This is a genomic window from Microbulbifer aestuariivivens, from assembly GCF_039545115.1.
In the GTDB taxonomy this organism is placed as follows: Bacteria; Pseudomonadota; Gammaproteobacteria; order Pseudomonadales; family Cellvibrionaceae; genus Microbulbifer; species Microbulbifer aestuariivivens.
Genome location: NZ_BAABRT010000034.1, coordinates 1 through 6,297, shown reverse-complemented (window position 1 = coordinate 6,297; position 6,297 = coordinate 1). Strand labels below are relative to the sequence as shown.

The following is a 6,297-nucleotide window of genomic DNA, read 5'->3' as shown; positions in this document are numbered from 1 at the left end:
CGCCGGGTTTTTCGTTTCTTGCCTGCATATTCAGCTTCAGCGAAGGTCAGCTGGGTCATTTTCTAGGTTCCCGGTTGGAAAACTGTATTTTGCCAGAAATGGGCTATTTTTCAGAGTTGTCCTAGCAACATGCTGTCCGCGGTTGACATAATGGCGGACAGCACCGCCGCCAGAAGGACGGCCGCCGCAATGGGAGGCAGAAGCTGCGTGGACAACGCAAAGAACAAGCCCTCGGGATCATCAAGTTCTGGCAACAGAACCTTACCCAGCAGCCCAAGCGTAAACATGCTCAAAAAGACAATCGCAAACCAGCTGATGGATAACCATTGCGCCTGCTTGAGTGCGCGAGCATCCCGAAGCGCCATAAAACGGTTCAACAAGTGAGGCTGGCCCAGAGCGCCTAATCCTATGGCCAGGTTTCCCAGGATAAAACCTAAAGCGGCAAGCCCGGTGTTGGACCCGTTGAGGGAGAGGTTATGGGGGGAGGAGGTGATCGATTGCCAGACTACATGCCAGTCTCCAATACTCAGCCAGGTAACAATGGGGAGCAATACCGCCGCGAACAGCATAAGCCCCCCCTGAATGGTGTCGGTAATACTCGCAGCCAGAAAACCCCCGAGAAAGGTATAGATAGTAATGATCGCTGCACCCAGAATCAGGCTTTCCACAATAGGCCGCGCAAACGCGGTGGAGAAAGTCGTCGCCGCTCCTTGAAACTGTGCGGCGATATAAAACATAAAAGACAGCAATATCACTATCGAGGCCAATAGCTGAATTCGGCGGCTGTAACCCTCTGCACCTTTACGTTCATCCTCGGCGAGAAATGCCGTCAGGGTAATCTGATTGTTGCTGCGGGTATGCTGCATCAAGCGTGGGGCGATCCAAAGCCAGGCGGTTGCACAACCGGCGATAGCACCCGCCACAATCCAGATTGCCGACAGCCCCAGCACATAGGCCGCACCACTCATGCCGAGAAGCGTCCAGGCCGATGCACTGCTGGCCCCATAGCTGATCGCCGCAACGACCGGCCCAAGATCCCGCCCGCCGAGAAAGTAATCTTCCGTGTTTTTATTCTTCTTCTGAGCCCAAAAGCCAACGGCGAGCAGCAGAGCCTTATAGAGAACGAGTGTGTAGATCGCGACGGAAATGTTCATAGGCTTGTGTTCAGTGAGATCTGATAATGGAGGTGGGGATGGGCCGTTTCACAACTTCCGTCCAACCTGTGAAGGGTTAAAATTCATTATTGACCAGCATCGGTAATTATTATGGGGCCTTGGACAAGGGGCACAGGTATAGGGTCATTAAGGGCAGTTAGGTGAATCTGGTCGCTCAAGTCAGGCAGACTCATAGGCATATCACAAATTCCGCCAAGCGCTTGGTGCAGGCCCACAGCTTTAGAGAAGAAAGATCGCCCCTAACTTCAACAGTGCTTGCACAATAAAAGGCTGAAAAAGAGAACATAGCGGGCTCAACCGCTGAAATCAGTGGGTTTCAAGCGCAGCCAGTCTGGTTGCCCTTCAGCTCTGTATCATTTGCCATCTTTGGGGTAGGGGTTAATAGCTTGATTGCCTGAAGTTGTCTCTTACCTAAAACTTCCTATCTCTTCCCTGTCACACCCGCAAAGCTTATCCATAGCCTCTTGGCTCAGTGGTGCCCCCACCACAGCATCTACGTCCTGATAATGGTCCGTATACATTGTGTCTTTCATATAAAGGAAGGCATAAAAATAACCCGAATTGCTGCTCAAGCTGTATAGAAATCTAAAGCTACCAGCGAGGATTTTGACAAAAATCAATTTCGGCGTGTGCAGAGGTCGTTGCCAGCTGTGCCCCTACAAAGACAGGGAAATATCCAGCAGGAAAAACGGTCGCAACGACTGTGATCCTGGTTAAGCCACTAAAAATTAGAAAAATTTTAAGTAAATCAGCTGTTTAGGCCCTATATCGTTCACAAGGGATAGTCGTCGTAAGGACTGATATCTCCAAGAGTGTAATGTGGTGTAATCTGCTGAAGCCTTGACCACTCGGGGCTTTCAGAGCATTCTGGCGGGTAATCTATTTTTGGATATGCATCGCTGGGATATCAGTCCTGACGACTACGATACAAATGTTATGTTGCCGGTCGGTAAAAACTGTAGCCGGTGCCAGCGTGAAATTTTTTTGCACTGCTATAGCGTCCAGTATCGAGCTGCATGGCCGTTCCGGGATCAAGCAGTTTCGTTCCTAGAGTGGTCCCTCTGGCTAGGCAGATCTGGCTAGTCCACTGCAGTATCGTGGAGTGCACTAAGTTAATAATTTGGGTGGGGAAGTGCGGTATTCTTCCCTCGTAACATTGGGCGGTGGCCAGCCAATCCGTGGCTGGCAAAGTGCTAGTAGTTGGCGGGAGCGCGGCAGCCATAACCAAGCTAGGCAGGTTCGCCCAGCCGGTGGCTGGGCTGGACAGCCTACGCTGCGCTCCGGCTGCCCCTGCTAGCGGCGTTAGGTTTCCATGAGCTTCGGAAAATATTTTCGCATAGCGCTATTCTTCCCCTATTTAATTGGGGCAATAGCTGCAGCTTTAGCGTTTACAACAGAATTTGGCGTAAAGAACGAATTGGTCTTCTTTACCGTGTTTTCAATTGTGTTCGCTGGTATCCCGTATGCTGCATTTGTGGCCTTTGCATTTGCCTGGTCTAAGTCACGCTCTGATAGTGAAATTAAAAAGGCAATGTGGTTTGCGCCGCTACTGTTTTTGCCACTGTTGATAATCGTGCCTTTTATCAGCGGCTCACCCGGCAGCTTTCTCCAAGCAATGGCATCTATAGCCATACTCTGGGGTTTTGCGCTAGCGTATGGGTATACCTATGTATTGCTTACCTATGGTGGGTGGGCACTTATTAAAAAACTAGGGTTGGGCAGTGAAAAAACCTAACAAGTGCATGTTGTTCGCCCACTTCGTGGGCTGGGACCTCCGCACTGCGTGCTCCGGCCCCAAATGCAGGCGTTACATATAGGCAAGCAATGAGATTCATCACGTTATTCATAGCTGTACTAATGATATCGGGTTGCGCTAGCAAGCCGAGTATTACGCAAACAGTTGAGTTTAGGCACTTTGTGCGAGACTTCTTTAATATTGAGGAATATCAGAAGAAGCATGTCCAATTTCCTCTTGAGGTTGTTTATTACTCCTATAATGAAGATGAATTTGACGCTGTTCTATTATCAAAACACATCACAGAAAAAGACTGGAAGCATTACGAAGGGCCGGATTACTATCGGTGTGAGTCTAATTGCTTTGACCTTGTAATCTATGACGACTTTCAGAGAACGCACAAAGAGAGTAATGAGAGAGTCTTATCGTTTGAGGGGGTGAGCAATGGCATCAACTCCTCGCTCTATTTTAAGAGAATTAATGGACAATGGTACTTGGTAAAACATGAGCAGTTTGATAATTAGCAAACATGTAACAAGTGCAAGCAGTATCGCCCCTTCGGGGCTGGACCTCGCTACGCTCGGCCGCTGTTGCAGGCGTTATGCTGCCGGGCGGTAAAAATTGTTGTTAGTGACATCGTGTAATTTTTTGCACTGATCTAGCGTCCAGCATTGAGCAGCTTGGCCATTCCGGGCTGAAGCAGTTTCGTTCCCAGAACATTCTCTCTGGTTCGGTAGATCTGACTAGTCCACTCCAGTATCGTGGAGTGCTAATAAGTTAATAATCTCGTGGGGGAAGTACGGTGTTCTTCCCCCGTAACATTGGGGTGTGGCCAGCCAAGCCGTGGCTGGCAGCGTGCCGGTAGTGGGTGCTCAGTGCGGCACCTATAACCAAGCTAGGCAGGATCGCCCAGCCAGTGGCTGGGCTGGACAGCCTACGCTGCGCTCCGGCTGCCCCTGCTAGCGGCGTTATGTATGTGAAATTCTATGAGTGATTGTGAGCATCAATTGAGTGCTTTTAAGTCAGTAATTTGCTCAGGCCCATTTAAAATGGAATGCAGCAAATGCGGCGCCCAGGTCTATAGAGAGCATCATCGAACTGAATCGGTATTTGAAGCTTTAGGTTTTCTCAGTGGTATTCCGTTGCTTCTGCTTATAGTTCTTATTGTCTGGTTGCCTTATGTTGTTTTCTTTTGTGTTGGATTTCTTGGGGCGGTTTATGCATGGGATACACAATCTAATAGGCTAAAAACCTTTGACTCTAAGCAACAATTAAAGGAGAAACAAAAGAATAGACGCCTTATAATAGGTGTTCTGCTTGTTGTTTTTTTGGGTCTTTTGGCGGAGTTATATACATAACAAATTGCTCAAGCTGACGCCTGGAGGCGCAGCTTACCAAGGTGTTATTTTGCCGGTCGGTAAAAATTATTTTCAGTGCCTGGGTGTAATTATTCGCACTTGTTTAGCGTCCGGCATCTGGCAGAATTGGTACAGAACATCCAAGCAGTTTCGTTCCTAGCGTGTTCGTTTTGCTTCGGTAGAGAAAGGTAGTCCGCAGCAGTATCGTGGAGTGCCACTAAGTGAATAAATGGGTGGGGGAGGTGCGGTATTCTTCCCTCGTTTTAATCGGGTAGTGGCCAGCCAAGCCGTGGCTGGCAGCGTGCCGGTAGCGGGTGCTCAGTGCGGCACCTATAACCAAGCTAGGCAGGATCGCCCAGCCAGTGGCTGGGCTGGACAGCCTACGCTGCGCTCCGGCTGCCCCTGCTAGCGGCGTTATGTTGCCGGTGGGTAAAAATTATCGTCGGTGCCTGCGGGTAATTTTTCGCACTGTTTTAGCGTCCAGAATCGAGCAGCTTGTCCATTCCGGGCGGAAGCGGTTTCATTCCTAGAGCATTCTCTCTGGTTCGGTAGATCTGGCTAGACCACTGCAGTATCGTGGAGTGCCACTAAGTGAATAAATGGGTGGGGGAAGTGCGGTATTCTTCCCTCGTTTTAATAGGGTAGTGGCCAGCCAAGCTGTGGCTGGCAGCGTGCCGGTAGCGGGTGCTCATTGCGGCACCTATAACCAAGCTAGGCAGGATCGCCCAGCCAGTGGCTGGGCTGGACAGCCTACGCTGCGCTCCGGCTGCCCCTGCTAGCGGCGTTATACGTAAATATGATAAATCGAAGTTCAGTAATAGTTCGTCCAAGGCAGCCCTATATAGATTGGGCTGCTCAGCTAGATGATTCAGGCGTTGTGCCCGAGCCAGAAGGTGAGCGTACGGTGTATCTCATTCCAGAATATGATGATGATCTACAAGCTATGGAAATTCTTTCTAGTTGTTTTGATGTCATATTCGAAGCAGAGCTGAATGGTTGGCATACAGATGAAAATGCTTGGCCAAAAAATAGAACATTCAAAATGTTTCGTGATTGGTTTAGCTTAGAGTTTCATTCTATGGTCACAGATTTGTGTGGTTATGAGTTTGAAGATGATGGCTACGTATAACAAGTCAATGTTGTCGCAGCCGGTGGCTGCTGGGACGGCCCACTGCGTGGTCCGCCCCAAATTGAAGCGTTATGTTGCCGGTCGGTGAGAATTATCGTCGGTGCCTGCGGGTAATTTTTCGCACTGGTTTAGCGGCCAGCATTGAGCAGCTTGGAAATTCCGGGCTGAAGCAGTTTCCTTCCTAGAGCATTCTCTCTGGTTGGGTAGATCTAGCTAGTCCACTGCAGTATCGTGGAGTGCCAATAAGTTAATAAATGGGTGGGGGCGGTGCGGTATACTTCCCTCGTAATATTTGGTCTGGCCAGCCAATCTGTGGCTGGCAAAGTGCTGGTAGTTGGCTCTGAGCGCGGCAGCCATAACCAAGCTAGGCAGGATCGCCCAGCCAGTGGCTGGGCTGGACAGGCTACGCTGCGCTCCGGCTGCCCCTGCTAGCGGCGTTAAATGGAAGACTTACCCACGTTTAGTAGACACTCTGTATAGTTAGGTTTCGGCCTAACACGGAGGTGTACCATGGGTAAGAAGAAAGCTCAGGCATATACGGAAGAGTTTCGTAGAGAGGCAGTAAAGCGCGCCAAGAAGCCCGGTGTCACTACGGCCGCTGTGGCTCGTGAGCTTGGTGTCAGCGCTCAGCAGATCTACAACTGGCGACGACAGTTCAATCGGCTTTCAGAGAAGCAGTTCAACAGCCTCGATGGGGTCGATTATTCCAAGCAGGAGAGTGTTGAGCTACGCCGCCTCAAGCGTGAACTCCATGAGGCGCGTCAGGAGGTCGAGTTTCTAAAAAAGGCAGCTGCGTACTTTGCGAACCACCAAGAGTAAAGTACGCACTGATACGTGAGCATGTAGGGTTGTACCCGGTGCGCTTGATGTGTCGTTGCCTGGAAGTATCAGCATCCGGTT

Annotated in this window: 6 protein-coding genes; 5 read left to right on the top strand and 1 reads right to left on the bottom strand. The window is 50.1% G+C overall.

What is annotated here, in order from left to right:
* Window positions 1-110: 110 nt before the first annotated feature.
* The gene (locus ABEA58_RS13985; protein WP_345552483.1) at window positions 111-1,154 is read right to left on the bottom strand and encodes a sodium/proline symporter; all 1,044 of its coding nucleotides are present in this window, start codon (window positions 1,152-1,154) and stop codon (window positions 111-113) included.
* A gap of 1,333 nt (window positions 1,155-2,487) precedes the next feature.
* Here ABEA58_RS13985 and ABEA58_RS13980 point away from each other — a divergent pair.
* From ABEA58_RS13980 to ABEA58_RS13965, 5 genes are all read left to right on the top strand, one after another.
* Window positions 2,488-2,910, top strand: coding sequence for a hypothetical protein (locus tag ABEA58_RS13980; RefSeq protein WP_345552481.1), 423 nt, complete (start codon window positions 2,488-2,490; stop codon window positions 2,908-2,910).
* A gap of 89 nt (window positions 2,911-2,999) precedes the next feature.
* Window positions 3,000-3,434 (top strand): DUF4348 domain-containing protein, encoded by a 435-nt coding sequence (locus ABEA58_RS14430; RefSeq protein WP_425563539.1) that lies wholly within the window; start codon window positions 3,000-3,002, stop codon window positions 3,432-3,434.
* Window positions 3,435-3,896: 462 nt separating this feature from the next.
* A complete protein-coding gene (locus tag ABEA58_RS13975) occupies window positions 3,897-4,268 on the top strand; it encodes a hypothetical protein (RefSeq protein ID WP_345552479.1) in 372 nt (123 codons plus the stop codon).
* 877 nt (window positions 4,269-5,145) lie between these two features.
* Window positions 5,146-5,397, top strand: coding sequence for a hypothetical protein (locus ABEA58_RS13970; protein ID WP_345552477.1), 252 nt, complete (start codon window positions 5,146-5,148; stop codon window positions 5,395-5,397).
* Between the two features lie 510 nt (window positions 5,398-5,907).
* Window positions 5,908-6,216, top strand: a complete 309-nt coding sequence (locus tag ABEA58_RS13965) for a transposase (protein WP_345552475.1) — start codon at window positions 5,908-5,910, stop codon at window positions 6,214-6,216.
* The last annotated feature ends 81 nt before the right edge of the window (window positions 6,217-6,297 follow it).

Bases quoted from the DNA above. Each gene is read 5' to 3' on its own strand.
- ABEA58_RS13965 (WP_345552475.1), top strand. From the start codon at position 5,908: ATGGGTAAGAAGAAAGCTCAGGCATATACGGAAGAGTTTCGTAGAGAG.
- ABEA58_RS13975 (WP_345552479.1), top strand. From the start codon at position 3,897: ATGAGTGATTGTGAGCATCAATTGAGTGCTTTTAAGTCAGTAATTTGC.
- ABEA58_RS13985 (WP_345552483.1), bottom strand. From the start codon at position 1,154: ATGAACATTTCCGTCGCGATCTACACACTCGTTCTCTATAAGGCTCTG.
- ABEA58_RS14430 (WP_425563539.1), top strand. From the start codon at position 3,000: ATGAGATTCATCACGTTATTCATAGCTGTACTAATGATATCGGGTTGC.
- ABEA58_RS13980 (WP_345552481.1), top strand. From the start codon at position 2,488: ATGAGCTTCGGAAAATATTTTCGCATAGCGCTATTCTTCCCCTATTTA.